The sequence below is a fragment of the Mongoliitalea lutea genome (genome assembly GCF_014652135.1).
GTDB classification, from domain to species: Bacteria; Bacteroidota; Bacteroidia; order Cytophagales; family Cyclobacteriaceae; genus Mongoliitalea; species Mongoliitalea lutea.
In genome coordinates this window covers 102,961-126,822 of record NZ_BMYF01000005.1, presented here as the reverse complement: position 1 = coordinate 126,822, position 23,862 = coordinate 102,961, and the positions used below count along the sequence as shown (strand labels likewise).

The 23,862-nt window shown below is 40.8% G+C and carries 19 protein-coding genes; 14 read left to right on the top strand and 5 right to left on the bottom strand.

Annotated elements, in window-relative coordinates:
* Nucleotides 1-295 precede the first annotated feature (295 nt).
* From IE080_RS05560 to speB, 4 genes are all read left to right on the top strand, one after another.
* On the top strand, nt 296-877 hold the full coding sequence (locus IE080_RS05560) for a precorrin-2 dehydrogenase/sirohydrochlorin ferrochelatase family protein (protein ID WP_189579470.1): 582 nt from the start codon (nt 296-298) through the stop codon (nt 875-877).
* Nucleotides 878-1,240: 363 nt separating this feature from the next.
* Nucleotides 1,241-1,921, top strand: a complete 681-nt coding sequence (locus IE080_RS05555; RefSeq protein ID WP_189579469.1) for a hypothetical protein — start codon at nt 1,241-1,243, stop codon at nt 1,919-1,921.
* Between the two features lie 432 nt (nt 1,922-2,353).
* Nucleotides 2,354-3,892, top strand: a complete 1,539-nt coding sequence (locus tag IE080_RS05550; protein WP_189579468.1) for a serine hydrolase — start codon at nt 2,354-2,356, stop codon at nt 3,890-3,892.
* Nucleotides 3,889-4,683, top strand: coding sequence for an agmatinase (gene speB / locus IE080_RS05545; protein WP_189579467.1), 795 nt, complete (start codon nt 3,889-3,891; stop codon nt 4,681-4,683). Before IE080_RS05550 ends, speB begins: the two co-directional genes overlap by 4 nt.
* Before the next feature lie 85 nt (nt 4,684-4,768).
* On the opposite strand, the gene IE080_RS05540 is transcribed toward speB, so the two are convergent.
* On the bottom strand, nt 4,769-5,548 hold the full coding sequence (locus IE080_RS05540; RefSeq protein WP_189579466.1) for a prohibitin family protein: 780 nt from the start codon (nt 5,546-5,548) through the stop codon (nt 4,769-4,771).
* A gap of 219 nt (nt 5,549-5,767) precedes the next feature.
* Here IE080_RS05540 and purN point away from each other — a divergent pair, with 219 nt between their 5' ends.
* The 8 genes from purN (at nt 5,768) to IE080_RS05500 (ending at nt 16,841) form a co-directional block, all read left to right on the top strand.
* Nucleotides 5,768-6,325, top strand: coding sequence for a phosphoribosylglycinamide formyltransferase (purN, locus tag IE080_RS05535; protein WP_189579465.1), 558 nt, complete (start codon nt 5,768-5,770; stop codon nt 6,323-6,325).
* A 109-nt stretch (nt 6,326-6,434) separates the two neighbouring features.
* A complete protein-coding gene (gene purH, locus IE080_RS05530) occupies nt 6,435-7,961 on the top strand; it encodes a bifunctional phosphoribosylaminoimidazolecarboxamide formyltransferase/IMP cyclohydrolase (protein ID WP_189579464.1) in 1,527 nt (508 codons plus the stop codon).
* A 486-nt stretch (nt 7,962-8,447) separates the two neighbouring features.
* On the top strand, nt 8,448-9,941 hold the full coding sequence (gene cysS, locus IE080_RS05525) for a cysteine--tRNA ligase (protein WP_189579463.1): 1,494 nt from the start codon (nt 8,448-8,450) through the stop codon (nt 9,939-9,941).
* On the top strand, nt 9,931-10,911 hold the full coding sequence (locus IE080_RS05520; protein ID WP_189579462.1) for a M28 family peptidase: 981 nt from the start codon (nt 9,931-9,933) through the stop codon (nt 10,909-10,911). The genes cysS and IE080_RS05520 overlap by 11 nt, the downstream gene beginning before the upstream one ends.
* Before the next feature lie 27 nt (nt 10,912-10,938).
* Nucleotides 10,939-11,967: a LacI family DNA-binding transcriptional regulator gene (locus IE080_RS05515; protein ID WP_189579461.1), complete on the top strand. Its 1,029-nt coding sequence runs from the start codon at nt 10,939-10,941 to the stop codon at nt 11,965-11,967.
* 9 nt (nt 11,968-11,976) lie between these two features.
* Complete coding sequence (locus tag IE080_RS05510; protein WP_189579460.1) at nt 11,977-13,038, top strand: aldose epimerase family protein; 1,062 nt, start codon at nt 11,977-11,979, stop codon at nt 13,036-13,038.
* A 383-nt stretch (nt 13,039-13,421) separates the two neighbouring features.
* Nucleotides 13,422-14,402, top strand: coding sequence for a ribonucleoside-diphosphate reductase small subunit (locus tag IE080_RS05505; protein ID WP_189579459.1), 981 nt, complete (start codon nt 13,422-13,424; stop codon nt 14,400-14,402).
* A 36-nt stretch (nt 14,403-14,438) separates the two neighbouring features.
* Nucleotides 14,439-16,841 carry a ribonucleoside-diphosphate reductase subunit alpha gene (locus IE080_RS05500; RefSeq protein ID WP_189579458.1) on the top strand — a complete coding sequence of 801 codons (2,403 nt, stop codon included), beginning with the start codon at nt 14,439-14,441 and terminating at the stop codon, nt 16,839-16,841.
* 61 nt (nt 16,842-16,902) lie between these two features.
* Here the strand turns inward: IE080_RS05500 and IE080_RS05495 are convergent, their stop codons facing one another.
* Complete coding sequence (locus IE080_RS05495) at nt 16,903-17,637, bottom strand: nitroreductase family protein (RefSeq protein WP_189579457.1); 735 nt, start codon at nt 17,635-17,637, stop codon at nt 16,903-16,905.
* An 87-nt stretch (nt 17,638-17,724) separates the two neighbouring features.
* Here IE080_RS05495 and IE080_RS05490 point away from each other — a divergent pair, with 87 nt between their 5' ends.
* Nucleotides 17,725-19,212, top strand: coding sequence for a DUF5687 family protein (locus IE080_RS05490; RefSeq protein ID WP_189579456.1), 1,488 nt, complete (start codon nt 17,725-17,727; stop codon nt 19,210-19,212).
* Nucleotides 19,209-19,904 carry an ABC transporter ATP-binding protein gene (locus IE080_RS05485; RefSeq protein ID WP_189579455.1) on the top strand — a complete coding sequence of 232 codons (696 nt, stop codon included), beginning with the start codon at nt 19,209-19,211 and terminating at the stop codon, nt 19,902-19,904. The genes IE080_RS05490 and IE080_RS05485 overlap by 4 nt, the downstream gene beginning before the upstream one ends.
* A gap of 632 nt (nt 19,905-20,536) precedes the next feature.
* Here IE080_RS05485 and menD read toward each other — a convergent pair.
* The 3 genes from menD to IE080_RS05470 are packed head-to-tail and all read right to left on the bottom strand — an operon-like array spanning nt 20,537 to nt 23,854.
* Nucleotides 20,537-22,219, bottom strand: a complete 1,683-nt coding sequence (gene menD / locus IE080_RS05480) for a 2-succinyl-5-enolpyruvyl-6-hydroxy-3-cyclohexene-1-carboxylic-acid synthase (protein ID WP_189579454.1) — start codon at nt 22,217-22,219, stop codon at nt 20,537-20,539.
* Nucleotides 22,216-23,430 (bottom strand): chorismate-binding protein, encoded by a 1,215-nt coding sequence (locus IE080_RS05475; RefSeq protein WP_189579453.1) that lies wholly within the window; start codon nt 23,428-23,430, stop codon nt 22,216-22,218. Before IE080_RS05475 ends, menD begins: the two co-directional genes overlap by 4 nt.
* Before the next feature lies 1 nt (nt 23,431).
* Complete coding sequence (locus tag IE080_RS05470; RefSeq protein WP_189579452.1) at nt 23,432-23,854, bottom strand: hotdog fold thioesterase; 423 nt, start codon at nt 23,852-23,854, stop codon at nt 23,432-23,434.
* Nucleotides 23,855-23,862 lie beyond the last annotated feature (8 nt).

The window sequence follows — 23,862 nt, the reverse complement described above, 5'->3', positions numbered from 1 at the left end:
GCAACGCTCGCAAAGGAGAACGCAACGGACGCTAAAACTGAGGTTGCGCCCGTAGCGTATTTCGTAGTGCTCGCTGCGTGAACCAAAAAGAAGAAATCATATTTTCACCAAATTTCAATAGTAAATAGTTCGTATTTCCTCGGAAAATCCAAGTCTTGCATCTTGTTTCTTATTTCTAAGTGCTGATTTTCCCAACCCTGCAACCTGGCTCCTCGCTAAAAAGCTATCAAAATAGCTTTTTATAACGCTCGGCCCCCTCTCGCATCTATCCTCCCGCATCTAATCGTCTACAACCATGAACCACTTATATCCCATCTTCCTTAAAGTCCACCAACTCAACGTCCTCCTAGTCGGAGGTGGTTTTGTTGGTACGGAGAAACTCTCCTTTTTACTCAAAAGTAGCCCTGAGGCTCATGTTACCGTAGTATCCAAGGAATTTAATGAAGAGTTTTTGGAGCTTGCTCAGTCAGCTTCTCATGTTACGCTCATAGAAGATGCTTACCATGAGAAGTATTTGGGAGGCAAACATATTGTTATCGCAGCCACCAATTTCCCGGAAGTCAATAAACAGATCCATGGTGAGGCCAAGGAGCGCTTTATTTTAGTCAATGTAGCCGATACCCCTGCTTTATGTGATTTTTATTTGGGAGGGATTGTAACCAAGGGGAACTTAAAAATTGCCATCAGCACCAATGGCAAATCCCCGACCACAGCCAAGCGTTTGCGGGAGCTTTTTGAAGAAATCCTTCCCGAAGAAATTGATGAGTTGTTGGAAAACCTGAATGCCTATCGTGCTACCCTCAAAGGTGATTTTGAGTACAAGGTCAAGACAATGAATGAAATCACGGGGATGCTGGTGGAGAAGGAGCGAGCGTAGATTTCTAGGGTTCTCGCAACGCTCGCAACGAAATGACGCAACGCTCGCAAAAAATATTATTTACTCTTAGCGTACGTGGCGCTCTTCTTTGCGCTCGTTGCGTGAACATATTTCAGTAATGTTCTATAGAAGATACAACATCTTTTATTTTGAACATGGTTATGTAAAAATTTTTAAAGTTGGAATTCATAGATTAGTTAATAACTTATGAGAAAAATAATGAGGTTCACGCAACGCTCGCAACTATGTGGTTTTTTTCTTAGCGTTCGTGGCCTTTATCTTAGCGCTCGTGGCGAGAAATTTAAACCCAGTTCTTAATTTTTCGTTCAAAAAGGCAATAACTTATTCTGAAAATTTTCGCTTATGAAGACAATACTTTCTTTAGTCTTGCTTTTGCTTAGCTTTTCTTTTTCAGTCCAAGCGCAGGAAACGCTAGGGGGAATACGGATCAACGCTGGCTTACCTACCGCTGATTTCCGCTCGGAAGTGGACAGTCAATGGTTTCCCTCTCTTAACCTTGGAGTTCTCCAACAGCTTGCAAATACTCCCATTTACCTAGGTGGGGAATTCGGATACATGCTTTATGGAACAGCGGTTCATAGGAGTAGAGAAGTGGTTAACGGCACCGATCAGCGATTCAGGATCCGAAGAAATAACAATGCCATTCATCTCTCAGGAGTAGTTCGTGTCATGCCGGATTTCGGGATAGGGGTTCGACCTTTTGTTGAAGGACAATTGGGGGCCATTCATACCTACACTCGATCTAAGGTCAGGGAAAACAGACTGGCTGAACCATTTGTGTCAGGAACTGAGGTGTATGATTGGGCTCATATGTATCAATTGGGAGGCGGCTTGATGATACCCTTAGAAAAGGATGGAGATACATTCCTGGAACTGAGAGTAAATTACATGCAAACAGGCATCATGGATTTCCTTACCAGCCGTGACGCGAGCTATGACAATCAAGGGACAGTCACTCTCAATACCCGAAATGCAGCCTTTCAATTGCTGAGTCCCAGCCTTGCTGTTAAGTTTAGGTTTTGACGCTTTTGAATGCTAGCAACGGTTGAAGTATTTTTTTTCTTAACCTTCATATCCATTATAAAGAAGGTTTGATCAGAAGACAGATAAGAGTGGAGAGGTGAACAGTCTCTCACAGATAAAGCTGATTCAACCGATTTAGCACAGATGTAATTTATTTCAATTGTGCTTTCAAAAAACCCTGTATTTTCACCTCACGTGTCTTTTCACCTCAAAGGATTACCGCTCTCATCGAATTCAGAAAAGAAATTTAATTCATTCATATGGGGAAAACTATTTCACTAAAAATTTGAAAGTAGGCAAATGGTTCTGCCTGAATACTTAATGTTATGAAAATATCCCTTTACTAATTTTTCTATTTCTAAACAGGTCTCTTTTATTTGGACAGTCCCAAGTCTTTCCTAAATTGAGCCATCATCTATCCACGCTCAATAAATGAAAAAACATCTATGCTTATTTTGGGTCTTTTTCCTGTTTGCAATCCACTCCCTTCAGGCCCAAACTACCCCCGATCTTCAAAAGCTCGATGCCTATTTTGAACAGATGGTCAAAGACTGGGATGTTCCGGGAGCCAGTATTGGCATTGTTCAAGATGGACAATTAATTTTCACCGGCAACTTCGGCACCAAGACAGTTGGTAAAAATGAAAAACCCGATGAACATACCCTCTACGCTATCGCTTCCAATTCCAAGGCCTTTACTTCGGCTGTATTAGCAATGCTGGTACAGGAGGGAAAACTAAATTGGAACGATCGGGTAAAAGATTATCTGCCTTATTTTTCACTTTTTTATGATCCCTGGATAAGTGCGCATGTTACCATCCGCGACCTGCTAAGTCATAGGGTGGGCCTGGGAACCTTTAGTGGAGACGTTATCTGGTACAAAAATGAAGGTTCCGCCGAGGATTTTATCAAAAGGGCAGGAAAGATGCCACAAGCTTTCGACTTCAGGGGAGGTTATGGTTATTCCAATTTAATGTATGTAGCAGCAGGTGAAATCATCCGAACAATTACCGGCAAAACATGGGGAGAAAATGTGCAGGAACGCATTCTCCATCCTTTAGGCATGGACAGGACAATTACTACAGCTAAAGACCTGGATAAAAAAGGGAATTATGTCACTGCCCATGGCCGAGAGGAAGCAAAAAACTTCCCCATTGAATTTGAAGACTGGGAAAGTATCGCTGCTACTGGTGGATTGATTTCTTCAGTAAGCGATGTGGCCAAATGGATGATCTTCAATATGAACCATGGGATTATCGGACAGGACACGCTGATCTCAAGTAGCAACCGCAACCTGATGTGGACCATGCATAATGTCAACATGGTGGATCACACCCAGCCAAACGACCTGGGCAGGCATTTCAGTGGCTATGGACTGGGTTGGAATATGGGTGATTTCCATGGAAAATTCATGGTAGGCCATACAGGGGGATACGACGGCATGATTACAGCCGTGACCATGATTCCTGAAGAAAAGTTGGGTGTAGTTGTCCTGACCAATGGCCATCAAAGTCCCATCATGGCGGCAACCTATTATGCTTTTGACCAATTTTTAGGAACAGGAAATAAGGACTGGTCCGCAGATTTGCTCAAAAGGAGTTTAGCCAACCAAGCCAATGACACCCGCATCGAAGACATCAAAAAAGCCAGAGTTCTTAATACAAAGACATCCGTCCCTTCTTCCCAATTTATAGGAGCCTATAGCTCAGACATCTATGGCATAATCGAAGTCAAAGAAGAAAATGGCGCTTTGCGCATATATTTCGAAGATGCTCCAAGACTGAATGCCAGCTTGAAACACTGGCATTATGATACCTATGAAATCATCTGGGATGAGAAACATGCCTGGTTTAACTTCGGTACCCTTCAGTTTATTCTCAATAATAAGTTGGAGGTGACAGGAATGGACTTTAATGTTCCCAATGATGATATTTTCTTTGAGGAATTGAAACCGGTAAAAATCAACCCATGATTAAAATTCTAGGAATCCCCTTTGATGCTAACAGTTCCTTCCTTAGAGGACCGTATTTGGCTCCTCCAAGAATACGCCTAATGGCAAGTGAAGGATCTGCCAATAACTACACGGAAGAAGGAGTGGAAATCCTAGCAGGTAGGGATTTTCAAGATTTAGGGGATTTATTGTTTGCTAGTCAAGATCCCCAAAAGGCATACGAGTACATCAAAACATCCGTCAGCAAAGCCATTGCTGATGGTAGCAAACTGTTGAGCTTGGGAGGAGATCATTCCATTGCATACCCCGTTATTGAAGCGCATGCACTGAAACATGGTCCTTTGCATGTATTACAATTGGACGCGCACGGCGATTTGTATGAGGATTTTGAAGGCAATCCCTATTCCCATGCTTCTCCTTTTGTCCGATTATTGGAAAAAGGCTTGCTTAAATCTCTGACCCAAGTCGGCATCCGAACCTTGACTCAACATCAGCGGGAACAGGCGGCCAAGTACAAGGTCTCAATCCTTGAAATGAAAGACTTTAGCATGGATTTCATACATACCTTAGAAGGGCCGCTGTATATTTCCCTGGATATTGATGTATTAGACCCTGCGTTTGCGCCGGGAATATCGCATTATGAACCAGGTGGCATGAGTACTCGGCAGCTGCTCGATATCATTCAGACTATCAAAACACCCATTATTGGGGCAGATTTGGTTGAGTACAATCCTGTTCGTGACCATCATGACATGACAGCGATGCTGGCGTTCAAGTTGATGAAAGAGATGATTGGTAAAATGAAGCAATAAAAAAGCCCTGCTTAAGCAGAGCTTTTATCGTTCTCGAGGAGAACTCATCGCAATCACCCTATTATGATTGTCTTATTGGCAACCCTTATTTTTGAGAATTGATCAAGTAAGGGGTTTTGCCGTCTGTAATGATGATTTTAGTATTTGGAGAGTTGGCAAGCTCTCGGAATGCTTCGATACTCCTCAACTCAATGATTTCCCTCACAAGTCCTTCGGCTAAGATTTTTTGTGCTTCACGGGTACCTTCTGCTTCAATTTTACGTCTTTCGGCTTCTTTTCGCTCACGTTCCAAAATGTACTCCATTTGCTGCGCCTCTTGTTCAGCTTTCAATTTACGCTCAATGGCACGGCTTAGCTCTGTTGGTAAGTTGATACTCTTCATCAGGACACGCTCAACAACGAAACCTCTTTGTCTTAAAGACTCATGCATTCTTTCCTGAATTTCTTTTTCAATTTCTGAACGCATCCCTGAGTGCATGTCTTTGGCCATGTACTGTGCCGTAATATCTGCAGCCGCAGAGCGGAATACATTTAAAATCAACACACGCTCATAATTCTCTCCGATGTCTTCCAAGATAAAAGGTACCTTATTCTTTTCAATGCTGTAAAGAATTGAGATCTCTGATTCAATGGTCAACCCTTCTTTACTTGGAAGTGGTAAGCGGATTTCTTGATTTACGGTACGAATAGGGACTTTTATCACTCGTGTAGTAAATGGATTAAATCCTACCAATCCAGCGTCAAGAGAGGTGTCTGAAAGTTTTCCGAATCTACTTTTGACACCCACTTCTCCCTGACGGATGACAGCACAAGAACTAAGGAAAAATATTCCCAAAAGGCTAGCTAATAACAATCGGTTTTTCATGGTACATATTCTATTGGTTTAAGTGTTCATACGGAATAATCTTTCTTTGAGGTTGCATTAACAAAAATTAATTTTAAAATAATTTTTCCAATGAAACAAAGTGTCTGAATTTCCGTTTTTTGTAAAATAATTCAAGCAGTTGTAATTAAATGATTTAAAACTAATTTTGGTAGCTAACACCTTAGTCCCTATTTTTGAAGGTCATCAATCTCCTCGCACGTGAAAAGAATCGCAATTTTGGCTTCCGGTAGTGGTTCGAATGCCGAAGCAATTACCCGATATTTCCAAAACTCCGATAAAGGTATAGTAACTTTGATCGCCAGTAACAAATCGAATGCTTATGTATTGGAGCGAGCCAAACAGTTGGAAGTACCAGCTGTGATTTTTTCTAAACAAGAATTGGAGTCAGGAGTATTGACCCAGCTATTGCTTGAGCAAAAGATAGATTGGGTAGTATTAGCTGGTTTTTTATTGAAAATTCCCGAAAATTTAATCCAAGCATTTCCTGATAAAATTGTCAATATCCATCCAGCACTTTTACCCAAGTTTGGCGGAAAAGGCATGTACGGTATGCGGGTGCACGAGGCTGTAAAGGCAGCGGGAGAAACCCATACTGGGATTACCATTCATTTGGTGAATGAACAGTATGACGAAGGTAAAATCATTTTTCAAGCAGCAGTGGAGGTGACATCTGAAGATACACCGGAGAGCATTGCTTCCAAAGTTCATGAATTGGAATATAAATACTTTCCAAATGTGATTGAAAGTCTGCTTTAATCTATTGATTTTCCTACCTTTGCCCTTTGAAAAATTTTCCACCAAAATATAGCCACAAAGTCCCGACCAATTCCTTTGTGTTCTAGCGTCTTTGTGGCCGTCAAAAATCATGGCTACCAAAAAAATACAATCTGCTTTAATTTCCGTCTATTACAAAGACAATCTTGAACCCATCATCGCTCAATTGAAGGCCCAAGGTGTAACCATTTATTCCACGGGTGGTACACAGCAGTTTATCGAAGAGCAAGGTGCTACAGTTGTTCCTGTAGAAGAGTTGACCGGGTATCCGTCCATCTTCGGTGGAAGGGTGAAAACCTTGCATCCAAAGATTTTTGGAGGGATTCTTCACCGTCGGGAAAATGATTTTGATGTGGCGCAGGCTGCTGAATTTGATATCCCTGCTATTGACTTGGTGATAGTGGATTTGTATCCATTTGAAGAAACAGTTGCTTCCGGTGCATCAGAAGCAGATGTGATTGAAAAAATTGATATTGGCGGAATTTCTTTGATCAGAGCTGCTGCCAAAAACTTCAAAGATGTAGTCATCATTGCTTCCAAATCTCAATATGGTGAATTGGAAGCCCGCTTGAAAGCACAAGATGGAGCTACTACTTTGGAAGATAGACGCTACTTTGCAGCTCAGGCATTCCAAGTGTCTTCCAATTACGATACCCATATTTTCAATTATTTCAACCAAACTGAGCAAATCCCTGCCTTAAAAGTGTCTGAGTCCAAAGCGAAGGCCTTAAGATATGGAGAGAACCCTCATCAGGCAGCTCACTTTTATGGTGACTTGGAAGCCTTGTTTGAGCAATTAAATGGCAAAGAACTTTCCTACAATAACTTAGTAGATATCGATGCTGCCGTTGCCTTGATTTCTGAATTCAAGGGAGAGACTGCATTTGCCATTTTAAAGCATACCAATGCCTGCGGTTGCGCTACAGCTGATAGTGTAAAAGAAGCTTATCAAAAGGCATTTGCTGCTGATACTACTTCTGCATTTGGGGGTGTGTTGGTTACCAATCAGCCTGTAGATTTGGCAGCTGCTGAGGAAATGAACAGCTTGTTTTTCGAAGTGTTGATTGCACCGGCCTTTGATGCAGATGCATTGGCTGTATTGAAGGGTAAGAAAAATAGAATTCTCTTGCAACAGAAAATGGACTTGCCAGGTACCAAGCAAATCAAGACCTTGTTGAACGGGATTATCGAGCAGGATAAGGATTTACAGACCGAATCGAAGGCTGATTTCAAAGTAGCCACCAAGCTCGCTCCAAGCGAAGAGGAACTAGATGCCTTGGTGTTTGCTGCTAAAGTTTGTAAGCACACAAAGTCCAATACCATTGTTTTGAGCAATAGCAATCAGCTATTTGCTTCAGGGGTAGGGCAGACCTCTCGTGTAGATGCTTTGCGTCAGGCAATTGAAAAGGCAAAAGCTTTTGGGTTTGATTTGAAAGGTGCTGTAATGGCATCCGATGCTTTCTTCCCATTCCCAGATTGTGTAGAAATTGCGCATGAAGCAGGTATCACAGCGGTGGTACAGCCGGGAGGCTCCATCAAAGACCAGGATTCCATCGATTTCTGCGATGCCCATGGCATGAGTATGGTGATGACAGGTGTAAGACATTTCAAACACTAAGAGTTGAGATAAAAATAAACCAAGGCTGTCCTCGAATTGAAGGCAGCCTTTTTTTGTAAATTTTCAGTATCGTTCTCTGAATTTGAATAAATTTCACAAATCATAAGCTACTGCATATTTATCTTTATTTTAGCGAGATGAATTTTAAGATTCATTTTCCAGCGAAATAAAAATGTCCATGATGACAGCTTCAGAAGTCAGAAGACTATTTTTGATTTGACACTTACTACAAAATTTAAAGTTTCTATACCCATCAACAAGAAATGGTTGTGAGAATGAAAAGGTATTGAGATAGTTTATAAAGACTCACGAGTAGATGTTACGGTCCCCTTCAAAAAGAAAAAAATCTTTGTAAGAAGGGTTATTTGCTCTATTTAAATCACCTCGAATCTCCCTCTTTTTAATTTTATCAAGTAATTTGCAAACTAAATCTGTTATTTTGTGTGGTTATTGGTTTAGGACTGCCTAGACTCTGATAAATCAATTATGAAACATTCTTCAAATCTGAAAATTTATAATACCCTTTCCCGGGAAAAAGAAGCTTTTGAACCACTAAATGCACCTTTGGTAGGTATGTATGTCTGCGGACCTACGGTGTATGGAGATGCACACCTTGGGCATGCCCGACCAGCGGTCACTTTTGATACGGTTTACAGATACCTATCTCATTTGGGTTACAAAGTCCGCTATGTCCGGAATATCACAGACGTGGGGCATTTGACAGGTGATGCGGACGAGGGAGAAGATAAAATTGCCAAAAAAGCCAAGTTAGAACAACTTGAACCCATGGAAGTAGCCCAGCAATATACAGATACCTATCATCGGGATATGGAACTGCTCAATACCATCAAACCAAGTATAGAGCCTAGGGCCACCGGACATATTCCGGAGCAAATTGCCTTAGTGCAAGCTATCTTAGAAGAAGGTCTTGCATATGAAGTCAATGGTTCGGTATATTTTGATGTATTGAAATATAATGAGCGCGAGAAATATGGAAAGTTATCAGGTCGAGTTTTAGATGACTTAATGTCGGGGACACGAGATTTGGATGGACAAGGTGAAAAGAGGAATGCAGCTGACTTTGCCTTATGGAAAAAAGCAGCTCCCGAACACCTGATGAAATGGGACTCACCATGGGGCATGGGATTTCCTGGTTGGCACTTGGAGTGTACGGCCATGTCTTCCAAATATCTTGGAAAGCATTTTGATATTCATGGGGGAGGAATGGACCTGATGTTCCCGCACCACGAATGTGAGATTGCACAGGGGAATGCCTGCAACCACCAAGATCCCGCCAAATATTGGATGCACAACAACATGATTACCATCAATGGACAGAAGATGGGCAAGTCATTAGGGAATTTCATTACCCTGCAGGAGTTGTTTACAGGAAATCACAAGTTGTTAGAGCAGGCTTATAGTCCCATGACCATCCGTTACTTCATGTTGACGGCTCACTATCGCTCTACCTTGGATTTTTCCAATGATGCACTAAAAGCTGCTCAGAAGGGATATAAAAAAATCATCAACGGTCTTAAAATAGCCAAAAAACTGGGATACGTAGCAGAAGATATTGCTGTAGATGAAAATCAGGTAAAGCAGGTGACCTCAAGTATACAAGCTGCTTACCGTGCTATGGATGATGATTTTAATACAGCACAGGCCATCGGGCATTTGTTCAATCTTTTGAAAAAAATCAATTCCATCTACACAGGTCAGCTTAAATCCGCTCAATTAGGAGAGGAAGTATTTACGGAAATGCTTCAAACATATATGCTTTTTGTTGAGGAGATCTTGGGTATCCGTGAGGAAAAATCCGATGTGCAAGAGGACTTGTTACAGGTCTTGTTGAAGCTATATGCTGAAGCAAAAACAGCCCGAAATTACGATAAAATCGATGAAATCAGAGCGGCTTTGAAAGCTATGGGTTTTGTGGTAAAGGATATGAAAGATAAAATTGATTGGGCATATGAAGAGTAAATGTTGGATAGGCATAGTTGCCGTACTATTGCTTTGGTCCTGTGCCAGTGAAAAGCAAAGCGATCAAAGTCAAGTAGCTTTAATACTAAGAGATGCTCCTGAGTTTTCGGCTGATTCTGCCTATCAGTTTATCCAGCGACAAGTGGACTTCGGTCCCCGGGTTCCGAATACTCCCGGTCATGCTGCCACCAAGCAATGGTTGATAGCTCAGTTTAAATCCTATGGATGGGAAGTTCAAACGCAGGAGTTCCAAGCAACCACATATGATAATCTTACTTGGGATCTCACCAACATCATTGCCAGTTACAATCCCAATGCGAAAAAGCGGATTTTGTTAGGAGCTCACTGGGATACCCGAAGAATTGCGGATAAGGATACAGAGCGGATGGACGAACCCATAGATGGAGCTAATGATGGAGGTTCTGGAGTGGCCGTATTACTTGAGATTGCCCGAGTGATTGGTACGGGTTCAGATAAACCAGAAGTTGGTATCGACATCATTTTATTTGATGGTGAGGATGATGGAGAGCCTGAACATGTAAACTTCAGAAATAATTCTAAGGTTTGGTGGTGCCATGGATCCCAATATTGGTCTAAAAACTTACATGAACCAGGTTATACGGCCTATTTTGGTATTCTGGTTGATCTTGTTGGGGCAAAAGGAGCACGCTTTTACAGAGAAGGGTATTCCATGTATTTTGCTAAAAATATTGTGCAGAAAGTATGGAATTATGCAAGTGAATTGGGTTTTTCTGACTTCTTTATTCAAAGGGACAGTCCTGAAATTATGGACGATCACCTGTTTGTCAATAGAGATGCCAAAATACCTATGATCAATATTATTGAATATTCTCCTCAAACGGGTTTTGGATTTTACCATCATACCCATTTGGATACTATGGATATCATTGATAGGCGTACCTTGAAAGCAGTTGGGCAAACAGTTTTGTTCAGTCTTTATCAGGAATAAAATATATTTTCCCTTAACCACACTCACATGAAAAAAGGGCATCAGGTTACCATGAAAGAAATCGCCAAAAAATTGGGGGTTTCTGTCTCTACCGTTTCCAGAGCATTGAAAGATTCACCCGAATTGCATCCGGATACTAAGAAGAGGATCGTGGAAATGGCGGAAAGCATGAATTATCAGTATAATTTGCTTGCGCAAAGTCTACGGATCAGTAAGACCAAGGTATTGGGTGTAATTGTGCCGGAGTTGACTTCTCACTTTTTTTCCTCCAATATTTCAGGTATTCAGGACACTGCATCCAAGCGGGGGTATAATGTGATGATTTGCCAATCCAATGAATCATTTGAGCAGGAAAAAGCAAACTTACGTACGCTCGTAGCTGCACAGGTGGATGGTTTATTGATCAGCTTGAGTCGAGAAACCAAGAGTTACGAGCATCTGCATAATTTGTATGAGCGTGAAATACCATTTATGATGTTTGATAGGGTTACGGAGGAAATTCCGGTTTCCAAAGTGACCGTAGATGATGCTCATGGAGCTTATTTGGTTGTGGATCACTTATTGAAAGAAGGATGTAAACGGGTGGCTTATGTTTCTGGTCAAGAGGATTTATATATCAGTAAAAAGCGTAAAGAAGGGTATTTGAAGGCATTACTGGATAATGGTAAGTCTTTGGAAGATGCGATAATTTATGTAACAGATTTGACATCTAAAGGAAATGAGGAGGTCGCTCTTAAAATTCTTTCAGATAGTAATCGTCCTGATGGAGTTTTTTGTATGATTGATCCAGTAGCAATTGATGTGATGTTAGTCTTTAAAGAAAATGGCATTCGTGTTCCAGGGCAAATTGCTTTGGCTGGATTTACTAATAATCCAACATCAGGCGTAATTGAGCCTTCCTTAACAACAGTATCGCAGCCTGGATATGAAATGGGGGTTATTGCAGCTAATCATTTGTTGGATCAGCTTGATGATTTGGTTTCTACCGAACCCCAATCATTCGTCTTACAGACTACCCTAATACCACGAAATTCAACAAAAAAGACATCGCTTTAAATTACAATTATGCTCTCTATTCAACAACGAATGTTTGGCACCTTGCCTTCGGGTCAAGAGGTGACTTTGTTTACCTTAAATTTCCGTGATCAAGTCATTGTTTCTGTCATGGATTTTGGGGCGACTTGGACTCACTTTTATGGGAAAGGTCGAGAGGGCAAGCTAGCGGATGTAGTCTTAGGTTTTGATGATTTGGAGGGGTATTTACAAGAAGATTATCAAAATAATTACTGTTATATAGGTTCTACCGTGGGCAGGATAGCAGGAAGGATTAAAGGTAATCAATTCACCTTAGATGGGGTTACCTATTCTGTTCCATTGAACACAGGTACTATTCATCTACACGGTGGGATGGAAGGTTGGGACAGGAAATTATGGCAGTCAAAAGTTTTGGAGCAATCGGACTTAGTTGCTGTTGAATTTTACTATAGAAGTCCGGATGGTGAAGAAGGCTATCCGGGAAATTTGGATGTTTGGGTAACTTATGAGTTGAATGACAAGGGTGAATTAAGTATCCATTACAAAGCTACCACAGACAAAAAAACCATAATTAATCCAACCAATCATGCTTACTTCAACTTGAGCGGTGATTTCAATGAAACTATATCAGATCATATTTTCAAAGTAGATGCGGATGCCTTCCTTCCGATTGATGCACAAGGAATGCCAACAGGAGAAATTTTGAAGGTAGAAAGCACCCCTTTTGATTTTAGAAAACCAACTATTTTGAAACCTCAACTTGAATCAGATCATTCCCAAATAGGACTAGTAGGTGGGATTGACCATAGTTTTGTATTAAATAGTTCAGAAAATTCTGCTGAGCTTTATCATCCTACCTCCGGAAGAAGGTTAATTGTGCATACAGTAGAGCCAGGCCTGCAAGTGTACACGGGAAATTCATTGAGGAGTGATTTTGTTGGGAAAAAAGGTGTTCGCTATGGGAAGCATGCTGCGATCTGTTTGGAAACTCAACATTTTCCTGATGCAATTAACCAACCAAGCTTTGATTCTGTGGTTTTAGATGTAGGTGAAGAATTTCAGAGTAAAACTGTTTTTGTGATAACTGTCTAGTTATTAGTGAAATAATGAGCTGGTAGACAGTTTTCATGGGTTGCTAAATTTTGAACAAGATTCAAAAATCGATAAAAAATCCTTCATTTTTGAAGTGGTAAAATTTTTTCAAATTTCTTCAAAATCTTTAAATGGCTGAAAAACACCGATTTTGAATAATCTAAAACTTCAATTAAAGTTATATAAAATACTCTATTTCAATTTATTAAATACAAATTGAACAAAGTTCAAAAAAAAGTGATTTTTAGAGTTTTCGGTTTTTATTTTTGAAAATTGCTTGGCATATTTGTTCAGAGCGTTTGGTAACCATCTACGCTTTTCCGGCAATTGAAGAGAGTTAGCAGCCGCTTACTATCTGATTTTCAAAACAAACCAACAATAAGATGCAGCAGATTGAACCGATTTTAGAGGAGAACAAAGGTCGTTTTGTGTTATTTCCAATTCAACATGATGATATATGGCAGTATTACAAAAAAGCGGAGGCAAGTTTTTGGACCGCTGAAGAGATTGATTTGAGCCAAGATTTGAAAGACTGGAAGGAGTTGAACGATGGGGAGCGTCATTTCATTTCGCATGTTTTGGCATTCTTTGCAGCGAGCGACGGTATTGTGAATGAAAATTTGGCGGAGCATTTTGTAGCAGAAGTACAGTATACAGAAGCGAAGTTTTTCTATGGATTTCAGATTGCCATGGAAAACATTCATTCAGAAACTTACAGCTTGTTGATTGATACATATATTAAAGATTCCGCAGAAAGAGATAAGCTACTCAATGCAATCGAACACATTGATTGTGTGAAAAAGAAAGCAGATTGGGCACTCCGTTGGATTGATAATGGAACGTTCCAAGAGCGCTTGATTGCATTTGCCGCTGTAGAGGGTATTTTCTTCTCAGGTTCTTTCTGTTCTATTTTCTGGTTGAAGAAAAGAGGATTGATGCCTGGATTATCTTTCTCTAATGAGTTGATTTCTCGCGATGAAGGTTTGCATTGTGACTTTGCTTGTCACCTATATACCAAGCATGTGGTCAATCAGTTGCCGAAAGAAACGGTAACAATGATTATCAAAGATGCAGTTGAGATTGAGAAAGAGTTTGTGACAGATGCCCTTCCTGTACGACTTATCGGTATGAATGCAGATTTGATGTGTCAGTACATTGAGTTCGTAGCAGATAGACTATTGGTAGAGTTAGGCTGCGAAAAAGTTTGGAACAGCACCAATCCATTTGACTTTATGGATATGATTTCCTTGCAGGGTAAAACCAACTTCTTTGAGAAAAGAGTGGGCGATTACCAAAAAGCAGGAGTAATGAAAGGCAAAGAAGTAGTAGACTCACCAAAGTTTTCCATTGGAGAAGATTTCTAATAATAGTTTTTCCACCAACCCAAAAATCACAGAGGCATGTTAGTAATAAAAAGAGATGGGCGTAGAGAGTCTGTACGATTCGATAAAATCACTGCGCGGATTGAAAACCTTTGCAATGGACTGGATACACGGTATATCCATCCTATAGAGGTTGCTAAAAAAGTCATTGACGGCTTGTACGATGGCGTAAAGACAACAGAATTAGATAATCTTGCAGCGGAGGTTTGTGCATCTCTTACCGTGAAACATCCTGATTATGCGGTCTTGGCTGCTCGTATTGCCATTTCCAATCTTCATAAGACTACGAGTCAGTCTTTTTCCAATACCATGAAAAGACTGTATACCTACATCAACCCAAAGACAGGGGACAATGCTGCCTTAATTGCTCCAGATGTTTATGGGATTGTGAAAAAGTATGCTGCCAAGTTGGACGAAGTAATCGATTATTCCAGAGATTTTGATTATGATTATTTTGGTTTCAAAACCCTTGAGAAAAGCTATCTGATCAAGTTGGATGGAGTTGTGGTGGAACGTCCTCAGCACATGTTAATGCGTGTGGCTGTAGGTATCCATAAGGAAGATATCGAAGCAGCTATCGAAACGTATCACTTGCTATCTCAAAAATGGTTTACGCATGCTACTCCTACCTTGTTCAATGCGGGTACGCCAAAACCACAGCTTTCTTCTTGTTTCTTATTGACTATGAAAGATGATAGCATTGATGGTATTTATGATACTCTCAAGCAGTGTGCAAAAATTTCTCAATCAGCGGGTGGTATTGGATTATCTATCCATAATATCCGTGCAAAGGGGAGTTATATCCGTGGTACCAACGGCGTTTCCAATGGTATTGTACCGATGCTGAGAAACTTTGATATGACCGCTCGATATGTAGATCAAGGTGGAGGAAAGCGTAAGGGCAGCTTTGCAATCTATTTAGAGCCTTGGCATGCGGATATCAAAGACTTTTTGGACCTGAAAAAGAACCATGGTAAGGAAGAGATGAGAGCAAGAGACTTGTTCTACGCCATGTGGATTTCTGACTTATTCATGAAGCGTGTAGAGCAAAATGAATCTTGGTCATTATTCTGTCCAAATGAAGCTCCGGGATTGGCAGATTGCCATGGAGAAGAGTTTGAGAAGCTGTATGAAAAGTACGAAAAAGAAGGCCGTGCCAGAGAAGTCATCAAAGCGCAGGACTTATGGTTTGAGATTTTGGAATCCCAAATCGAGACTGGTACTCCTTACATGCTTTATAAGGATGCAGCCAATGGTAAATCCAACCAAAAAAATCTAGGTACTATCAAGTCTTCTAACTTGTGTACCGAGATTTTGGAATACACCTCTCCTGATGAGGTAGCCGTATGTAACCTGGCTTCTATTGCCCTTCCAAAATTTGTGAAGGAAGGCCCTGATGGCAAGAAATATTTTGACCATCAGAAATTATATGATATCACTAAAGTTGCTACCAAAAACCTGAATAAAGTTATCGATGTCAACTATTACCCGGTAGAAGAAGCTAGAAGATCCAACTTCAGACATAGACCGATAGGATTGGGTGTACAAGGGTTGGCTGATGCATTCATTATGTTGCGCATGCCATTTGACTCTCCTGAGGCAAAAGGATTGAATGAAGATATCTTCGAAACTATCTATTACGCGGCGGTAGAGACCTCAATGGAGTTGGCGAAGACGCAAGGTACCTATGAGACCTACGATGGCTCTCCGGCTTCCAAAGGAATTCTACAGTTTGATATGTGGGGAGTAACGCCACGCTCAGGTAGATGGAACTGGGATGAGTTGAAGAGCAAAGTTGTGAAGTATGGTTTGAGAAACTCCTTGTTAGTAGCACCAATGCCAACCGCTTCTACTTCTCAAATTTTGGGTAACAACGAATGTTTTGAACCATACACGACCAATATTTACACGAGAAGAACCCTATCCGGTGAATTTATTGTGGCGAATAAACACCTGATGAAAGACCTGATTCGTTTAGGCTTGTGGAATGATACCATGAGAAATCGTCTGGTAGCAGCCAACGGTTCTGTGCAAAATATCCCAGGGATTCCTCAAAATATTAAGGACCTGTATAAAACTGTTTGGGAAATATCTCAAAAAACTATCATTGATATGGCAGCAGACCGTGGTGCTTACATCTGTCAGTCTCAGAGTATGAACGTGTTCTTACAAGATCCTAATTTTGGTAAGTTGACTTCTATGCATTTTTATGCTTGGAAGAAGGGATTGAAGACGGGTATGTATTATTTGAGATCTCAGGCTGCTGCAAGTGCAATCCAATTCACAGTGGATAAGTCTGCTTTGGATGATAAGCCAACTGCAGCTGCAACTCCTGAAATTGACATGACAAGATCGAATAATCAAGCTGCAATCGCCTGTTCTTTGGATGATCCGGAGGGCTGCGAGATGTGCGGTAGTTAATATAGAATTAAGTTAGAGTTCGTTATGGTAAAAAAGGGCCCGAAAGTTTCGGGCTCTTTTTTTATGGAATTTCATGAATAACAGCCTTGTTTGGAATTCTAAATCGCTCTCCATAGATGCCTTCCGGTAACCCTTTCCCACATGCGATGATCATACTGATTTCAGAGGGTGCTGGTAGGTTCAATAATTTTTTCACACGTTTAGAATCAAACCCTTCCATAGGACAGGTGTCATATCCATGGGCTGTCATGGCATGCATAAAGGTCATTGCTGCCAAGGCAACGCTTTTGTGAACAGAGATACGGACAGCAGTTTCAGAAACTTCCCGTACCATGGGGCTTCCCAAGCCTGCTGCAAAAGCAATTCCTTTTTTGAGTACAGACCATCCAGGATATTTACTGTATAGTTTTGGGATCAAGTTACCATAATAGGAGAGGGCCTGTTTTTGCTTTTTGGGATCGGCATCCTTGTAGCACTCTTCTATATAGGCATAATTAGCCTTTGCTCGCGATTTCCATAAATCCCGTCTTGCTACAACTACCACTAATTCTCTTGCCGTCTTAGCTGCCTTTTGCCCCATGCATAGCTTGACCAAGGCTGAAAACTTAGAAGAGGATTCCTTTACCCGATAAAACTCCCACAGTTGAAGGTTGGAACTGTTTGGCGAAAGTGTAGCCAATTCCAAGCATTGGGTGACAATTTCATGATTAAAAACACTCTTTTGGTCAAATATCCTTACCGATCTGCGTTTATGTATGATTTCTGAAAATTCCTTAGCGAAAGTAATCTGTTGCATTAGTCGACTAATTTTAAAATAGTTGAATTTGGATTGTTATATTTAACGCTTCAATGGTTCAAAAATACGATTTCTAATCCACTGCCTATGATACTTGTTTTATTAAAATTGCAATTGCTCAAAACTATCCGCTCGACTGCCTTTGCGAAAAGTGTGCTAGTGGCTGTTTTTCTCGCCTTTTTGGCAGTTTTACTATTGGGTTATGTGTTTATTGCCGGCATTCTATTGAAGGAAATTATTGTGAAAGGATTGGAGAAAGAAGATGCCTATGCCTTTCTCAGTGCCAACTTGATTTTCTTTTTCCTGACGGAGTTTATGTACCGGTATTTTCTTCAAAAACTCCCGGTATTGGATTTACAGAGTTTCCTGCATCTGCCTATCAAAAAGAAATGGTTGATGCATTTTTTGTTAGGTAAGTCTATTGTTTCTCCTTTGACCTTGATCGCACCCTTGTTGTTTTCTCCCTTCGCATTTATGGAGATAGCACCTCGATTTGGGACAGATGCAGCGATTTATTGGCTTGGTTCTGTCATTCTCACTTCTTGGTCTTTGCATTGGTTGATGCTATGGTTCAAGCAAAAATTTGAAGATAGTTTGGCAGGAATCGGGACAGTTTTCGTTGTCTTTTTATTGGGAGCAGGATCCAATTATTTTGGATGGTTTAATTTGGGAGATTGGATGAAACCTCTGTTTGATTGGTCTCTAACAAGTCCGCTACCTGTATTAACCCTATTGGCGCTTTGCATAGGGTTGTACTTTTTTGCTTATCGGTATTATTTTGATAATGCCTATTTAGAAGACTTGGTGGATGAGGAAGTGGATGCTCGTATCAATCAGGATATCCCTTTTTTGGATCGGTTTGGTTTAGCGGGGGAATTGGCCAATCTAGAATGGAAGTTGATTTTACGTCATAAGAAAAGCAGAACTTATCTGATGCTTGCTGGCTTTCTGCTGTTGTATGGCCTGTTTTTCTACACCAATCCTTTGTATGCATCTGATGAAGGATTTAGCCACATGTTTGTCTTTGTTGGTTCCTTTATTACAGGTATTTTCATGTTACAATATGGGCAGCTATTTCTAAGCTGGAACTCCTCCAATTTTGATTTTTACATCAATCAAAAAGGTGGATTGGAAGCTTTGATTCGGGGGAAATATTTGCTGTTTATTGGTGTTTCTTTGCTATGTCTCCTCTTTTCAATTCCCTATGTGTACTTTGGGGTCGAAATTTTGATGATTCATGTGGCTGCCTTTCTTTTCAATATCGGTGTAGTGATTCACATGGTAATCTATCTAGCTTTATGGAAACCAAAGCCCATGGACCTGAATAAAGGGGCAATGTTTAATTACGAGGGAGTTGGAATTGCACAGTTTTTAATGATTATCCCCATGATGGGAGCTCCATACGCAATTTATTTGCCATTCGCATTATTTGTTAATCAATATGTAGGTTTAGTTGCTTTGGGCGCTGTTGGTGTCATAGGCATCATTGCATATCCCTATTTGGTCCAATTGATTATAAAGAGAGTTATGAGTAAACGTTATGAAATTTCAGCTTCATTCAGACAAGAATTATGATACAGGTAATAGAACTTAAAAAACAATATAAGGAGGCCGTAGTCCTCGATGTGGAAGGTTTAACTATTCCACAAGGAGAGTGTTTTGGCTTAGTAGGTAACAATGGAGCCGGTAAAACTACTTTATTTCGCATCATGCTTGACCTAGTAAGAGCTACTTCGGGTGAGGTTCGTATGCATGATTTGAATGTAGCCAAGCATGAAGAGTGGAAAGGGAAAGTTGGTGCCTTTTTAGATGAGCACATGTTGCTTTCTTACTTGACTGCGGATGAATATTTCGAAACCTTACGAAAAATCCATAAGCTATCTGATGCAGATATGCAGGATCATTTAGCCAAGTTTGAAGAATTGTTCAACGATGAAATCGTAGGAAAAAAGAAGTACATACGAGACCTTTCCAAGGGGAATTTGAAGAAAGTTGGTATCGCAGCGGCGATGATCGGGAATCCAGAGGTAGTCTATCTGGATGAGCCTTTTGAAAATTTGGACCCTAGCTCACAGGTCAAATTGAAGAAGTTTATCTTGCAGGAAAAAGAGCGTAGCAATACAACATTTTTGATTTCCAGCCATGATCTAAATCACGTTACTGAGATTTGCGATCGCATTGTCTTATTAGAAAAAGGAAAAATCATTAAAGACCTTCAAGAGAAAGAGCAGATGCTGGAAGAGTTGAATACTTACTTCGGAACGTAGGCTCGTGGAAGGTTCTCGCAGATATAGGAGATTTAGCGGATTTGAAGCAGAGTGTTGCTTTGTGATCGTTCGAATCTAATCAGGGAGAGAGACCAGGCAGGTTTTTAAAACCTGCTTGGTCTTGATAGCGGAATAAGGTCTATCAACTCACACACTAATCACTCAATCAACTAATCACTTTGCGCTACAATGTACTAAGTATAAAGTACGAAGAACCAAGTATAGATTCTGGTAATTAAGAATTAATTGTGCATCAACCAACTTCTGTTTGCCCACTCTTCACTGCTACCTGTTAACTCTTCATCCCCAATGCCATGGCTTAAAAGCCACGGCTATTGATGGGTGTATTCTTTGGAAATACAGACAAAATTTTTCTCTAAATTTCAATGACTGTCGTGGGTTAAAAACCCATAAAACAGTGTATTTAATACGAAAGCGGTATTTGAATTCCTGATTCACATGTTAACAATTAACAGCTGAACCCACTTCCGCAGTTTCATAGGAACATAAAATCATTTTTCATTTCTATTCCTCAACTGTGCATTATGCACCTGTCAGTGCCTCCTGCTCCCCGCTCACTGTTCACTACTCACTATTCACTCCCCACTGCTCACTGTTCACCGCTCAATTGCTCACTTCTCACTCACCAGCTTCCGAATCCTCCCTTTAATCTCCTTCAGAATTTCTGCATTTGTAACACTTTCCGAAAAAACCTCGATGAGTTTTGGATGAGTGCTTGGAGTGTAGAAGCCTTGGAGGCTGTTTTCCAAGGTTGGATTGTCCATCACAGCATAGTAGTCCATTCCAAATTCTTCACAAAGATTCTTTGCATCTAGGGATTGTTTGGTTTCAAAGAATTCCTCCAACTCAGGTTGATTGGCAGGACCATCGATCAAGCGGAAAATCCCTCCTGCGTGGTTGTTGAATACAATGATGCGTAGGTTTGGAGTAGAGTAATTGTGCCAAAAGGCATTGCGGTCATAGAAGAATGCCATGTCTCCAGTGAGAAGAGTAACGAACTTATCTGTGGTCAATGCACAACCTACGGAGGTGCTATTACTACCATCAATACCTGATGTGCCACGGTTAGCTACAATTTCCTGTTTTCTCGGTCCAAGAAAATTGAGATAGCGCACAGCCATGCTATTGGCAACGTGGATGATGGAATCCGCAGGGATCTCCTGAAGTATTTTTTGTAGCGCATTAAACTCTCCAAAAGGAGCTGCTTTCAAGAAAACCGGTAGTCTACTTCCAATCAATTGGTCGATATTAGTCCATGCTTGGATGAAATGAGTAGCTTTTTCTCCTCTAGTTTTCACTAATCTGAGAACTTCGGCAACATCTCCTCTGACCACAGTGGAAAGCTTCTGAAAAGTATCCGGTACATATCCATTTGGGCTGATGTGCCAATGACGGGCATCAGATTTTCTTAGGAAAAGCTTAAGATTTTTGGAGATGATACTTTTTCCAAAACTGATAATCAAATCTGGTTGAAGTGAATCAACTAATGGCTCAAAAACTGTAAAATGGTCATGGAAACAAATCGTACCATCCACTTGACAGTTGGCAATGGTATCGGAGACCACCACCGCACTTTTGGACTGAATGACTTCTTCTAGTGCCCGATGAACGTCTACACTTGGTCTTTGCTGTCCGCAAAGAATTAAGATTTTTTGGTAGGATTCCAACTGCGATTGCAAGTATGCGGCTTGTTGATCGCTGAGTGTTCGCTTCCCTTCAATGACTTCAAATTTTTTAAATTCCTTGAAGTCAAAAGCTTCATCCTTGTTTGGGTAAAAAGGCTCCCGAAGGGGAATGTTGATATGCACTGGTCCCATTGGGAACTCCTGCGCGTTAAGGATAGCTTCTCTGACGATTCTATGGGCATGCCAAACTTTATCCGGATGATGGAAGTCATCTGGAAACTGATAGGAGGCTTTGATATGCTTACCGAAAATCTCCTGCTGTCTGATAGTTTGTCCATCCCATTGATCAATCCATTCAGGCGGTCTGTCCGCTGTCAATACGAGTAGAGGAATTTGCTGAAAAAAAGCCTCTGCAATGGCCGGTGCATAATTGTAGGCTGCCGAACCTGAAGTACATACCAAAACGGTTGGGACTTCTTGTTGCTGTGCCATTCCCATAGCGATAAATGCCGCAGCACGCTCATCAGAGATTGTTTTCACTTGAATATCAGGGTGACGTGCAAATGCCAATGTGAGTGGTGCGCATCTGGACCCGGGAGATAATACGGCATCCGTAATTCCTTGAGCAGCGCAAATGCTGACGAGGTCAAGTATAGGTTGTAAGATCAAGCCTTTGAGGTTTTTAAGAAGTTACCGATGATATCACACTTCATTTCTGTTTCTTCCCATTCTTTTTCAGGGTTAGAGTCTTCCGTGACTCCTGCTCCTGCATATAGTAAAGCTTCTTTTTCCAATAATCTAGCTGTTCGTAGATTAACGAATATTCTTGTTTCTCCGTCCATATTTACAGGTCCAATAAATCCGGCAAATAGAGAACGGTTAAAGCGTTCATGTGTTCGAAGGAATTCAAAGGCCTCTTTTCTTGGCATTCCACAAACTGCAGAAGTTGGATGCAAAAGCTTCAACATCACAGAACCCAATTGAGGAAAGTTCGTGGCTTCCATGTCCACTGTAAAATCGGATCTCAAGTGGAGCAAATTCCCGGCAATGACTGTTTTCGGACCTTGCTCGCTATATTCCCGTAAACGTATTTTTTTGAAGCAATCCACAATGTACCGACTGACCAAAGCCTGTTCTTCAATTTCTTTTTGTGTCCATGCGGCATTTTTAATTGGATTGTCTCCTTGTGCTTTTTGGGTTCCTGCCAAAGACATGGTGTAGAATTCTTTGCCTTTTGTCTGAATGAGTGTTTCCGGTGAAGCTCCAATCCAAGTACCGATACCAGGGATGTGAAAGAAGTTGATAAAGGCATTGGGGTAACTTTCCAGTAATCGGTGGAGAGAAGTGATTAAATTAAAGTCCTCCGATAAGGGGAGTCTTTTTAACTTGGCAGGTACAATTTTGCTGAGCTTACCCTCGCGGATAGTTTCAATACCTTTTTCTACTAAATCAATAAAGTCCTCTTTGGTATAAGCAATATCTTCTATCGATTCACCGGAGGAATTGATGGAAGCAAACGATTTTCTTATGAGTTCATGAATGGTTTGTGGATCCTTTATGCTTTTCTCTTCGAAATAGGGAGCCTCCTGTTCTTCCAGAGGGACATTTAATTGTATGGTGAAATAATTACTCGCCTCCAAAAAATAAGCCTTTTGGTCCACCTGATCTTCAAAAGGGTGTACGATAAAACCGGAAGGAAGCTCTTCTAAATCTAATGAAACCCGTTTGATGTTTTTGGTAGTATCAATCAATACATGCAACACATTGGATTTTGGAAACCTCCAAATGGCTAACTGATTATCATCCTGTAGATGTTCTGCTATAAGTCTCCCCAAAAGTTCATCCAAGTCCAAGGACTGATGTATGATTGAAGTCTGCATGTTATTTCTTTTCCATAACAGCCATTGTAATTCTGCTGATGCAGCTCAAATCTCCAGAGGCTGTATAAATTTTAATTTCCCAGATTTGTGTTTTTTTGCCCAAATGAATGGGCTTGGTGATTCCCTTCACATGTCCATCTCTTACGGATTTTATGTGGTTAGCGTTTATTTCCAGTCCTACACAATAATGCGTTTGAGGATTTACCGTCAAGGTTGCAGCGACACTTCCTAAGGTTTCTGCCAATACTACATTGGCACCACCATGTAACAGTCCCAAAGGCTGTTTGGTTCGTTCTGTTACAGGCATAATGGCTTCTAAATAATCAGCTCCAATGGCAGTAAACTGAATATCTAAAAAATCTGTCATAGTATTTTTCCCCCAATTATTGAGGGTGTCTAATGCAATGTTCGGGGGAAATATCATGTATTCTC

Coding starts and splice junctions, on each gene's coding strand:
- IE080_RS05560 (WP_189579470.1), top strand. CDS start 296: ATGAACCACTTATATCCCATCTTCCTTAAAGTCCACCAACTCAACGTC.
- IE080_RS05485 (WP_189579455.1), top strand. CDS start 19,209: ATGATACAGGTAATAGAACTTAAAAAACAATATAAGGAGGCCGTAGTC.
- speB (WP_189579467.1), top strand. CDS start 3,889: ATGATTAAAATTCTAGGAATCCCCTTTGATGCTAACAGTTCCTTCCTT.
- IE080_RS05475 (WP_189579453.1), bottom strand. CDS start 23,430: ATGCAGACTTCAATCATACATCAGTCCTTGGACTTGGATGAACTTTTG.
- IE080_RS05540 (WP_189579466.1), bottom strand. CDS start 5,548: ATGAAAAACCGATTGTTATTAGCTAGCCTTTTGGGAATATTTTTCCTT.
- IE080_RS05520 (WP_189579462.1), top strand. CDS start 9,931: ATGAAGAGTAAATGTTGGATAGGCATAGTTGCCGTACTATTGCTTTGG.
- IE080_RS05510 (WP_189579460.1), top strand. CDS start 11,977: ATGCTCTCTATTCAACAACGAATGTTTGGCACCTTGCCTTCGGGTCAA.
- IE080_RS05550 (WP_189579468.1), top strand. CDS start 2,354: ATGAAAAAACATCTATGCTTATTTTGGGTCTTTTTCCTGTTTGCAATC.
- IE080_RS05515 (WP_189579461.1), top strand. CDS start 10,939: ATGAAAAAAGGGCATCAGGTTACCATGAAAGAAATCGCCAAAAAATTG.
- IE080_RS05505 (WP_189579459.1), top strand. CDS start 13,422: ATGCAGCAGATTGAACCGATTTTAGAGGAGAACAAAGGTCGTTTTGTG.
- cysS (WP_189579463.1), top strand. CDS start 8,448: ATGAAACATTCTTCAAATCTGAAAATTTATAATACCCTTTCCCGGGAA.
- IE080_RS05500 (WP_189579458.1), top strand. CDS start 14,439: ATGTTAGTAATAAAAAGAGATGGGCGTAGAGAGTCTGTACGATTCGAT.
- purH (WP_189579464.1), top strand. CDS start 6,435: ATGGCTACCAAAAAAATACAATCTGCTTTAATTTCCGTCTATTACAAA.
- IE080_RS05470 (WP_189579452.1), bottom strand. CDS start 23,854: ATGATATTTCCCCCGAACATTGCATTAGACACCCTCAATAATTGGGGG.
- IE080_RS05490 (WP_189579456.1), top strand. CDS start 17,725: ATGATACTTGTTTTATTAAAATTGCAATTGCTCAAAACTATCCGCTCG.
- IE080_RS05495 (WP_189579457.1), bottom strand. CDS start 17,637: ATGCAACAGATTACTTTCGCTAAGGAATTTTCAGAAATCATACATAAA.
- IE080_RS05555 (WP_189579469.1), top strand. CDS start 1,241: ATGAAGACAATACTTTCTTTAGTCTTGCTTTTGCTTAGCTTTTCTTTT.